Below are 1,249 nucleotides of genomic sequence, written 5' to 3' on the forward strand. Positions count from 1 at the left end.
GGCGAGTTCAAGCGGTGTCTGCAACACCGATTTGATTTGTTGGATTTGAGAGTAGCGCGGCAAGGACTTCTGCGGGCGTGCGGTAGCCGTGGCGTTTGCGGGGGCGGCGGTTGAGTTCCGCGGCCACGTTCTCGAGTATCCCTGGCCCGTGGAAGGACAGATCCGTGCTCTTGGGGAAGTATTGGCGCAGCAGCCCGTTCGTGTTCTCGTTGCTGCCGCGTTGCCAGGGCGAGTGTGGATCGCAGAAATAGATCGGCATCCCTGTCGCTGTGGTGATTTCTTGATGCCGCGCCATCTCTGCGCCCTGATCCCAGGTCGTTGATCGGCGTAGCTGTTCCGGAAGTGCATTCATCGCCTGGATCATCGCGTCGGCGACGGTGCGCGCGGTGTGATCATCCGGTAGATGTAGCAGCATCACGTATCCGGTGGTGCGTTCAACGAGGGTGCCTATTGCGGACTTCGACGCTGTCGAGCCGATGATGAGATCCCCCTCCCAGTGCCCGGGAACGGCGCGGTCCTCGATCTCGGGTGGCCGATCAGAGATCATGATCATGTCTTTGAACCTCTGCGGGCGTGGGCCTTCCGGCTGTTGCGGGCGGCGGGTCGTGCGTCCAGATCGCAACGCCGCCGCGATCTCCAAGCGCAACGATCCGCGGCCCTGGACGTAGAGGGCCTGGTAGATCGTTTCGTGCGACACCTGCATCTCCGGATTCTCCGGATGCTCGATCTTGAGCCGGCCCGCGACCTGTTGCGGGCTGAAGTGCTCGGTCAGCATCCTGGTGACCTGTTCCCGCAACGCTAACCCGTCCAGCTTGCGCGCCCTCGGCCGGCGAGCTCGCATCCGAGTCTGCTCCTGTGCCAGCGAAGGCACGTACCGACCCGCGATCCGGTTCCGTGTCACTTCCCGGCTGATCGTCGATGGTGACCTTCCCAGCGCCGCGGCGATGCGACGAACCCCTTGGCCTCTGGCGAGCTGAAACCCGATCTCTTCCCGCTCGCGCAACGACAATAGCCCTGCGCGGGCGACACTGAAATCCTGAACCGTCGGAGAAAGCACTTTACGATGCTCGCGCAGCCACCGGTACGCGGTCGCCCGCGACACCCCCGCAGCCCGCGCAGCGACTGCTACCGACAGCCCCGCGTCCAGTCCATCCCAGAACGCTAAACGAACACCCAACGGCGACAATGGTCGAACCATCGAGAACACCCCGCAGAACTCAGGGCGTTGCGCTCACCGCTTGAACTCGCC

1 protein-coding gene is annotated in these 1,249 nt (G+C 63.5%); it reads right to left on the minus strand.

Annotated features, from left to right (window positions below; genetic code table 11):
• Nucleotides 1–7: 7 nt before the first annotated feature.
• Nucleotides 8–1,135 carry an IS30 family transposase gene (locus tag AC1C2O_RS19355; RefSeq protein ID WP_495432231.1) on the minus strand — a complete coding sequence of 376 codons (1,128 nt, stop codon included), beginning with the start codon at nt 1,133–1,135 and terminating at the stop codon, nt 8–10.
• Between the last annotated feature and the right edge of the window lie 114 nt (nt 1,136–1,249).

The sequence above is a fragment of the Microbacterium sp. Y355 genome (genome assembly GCF_059445345.1).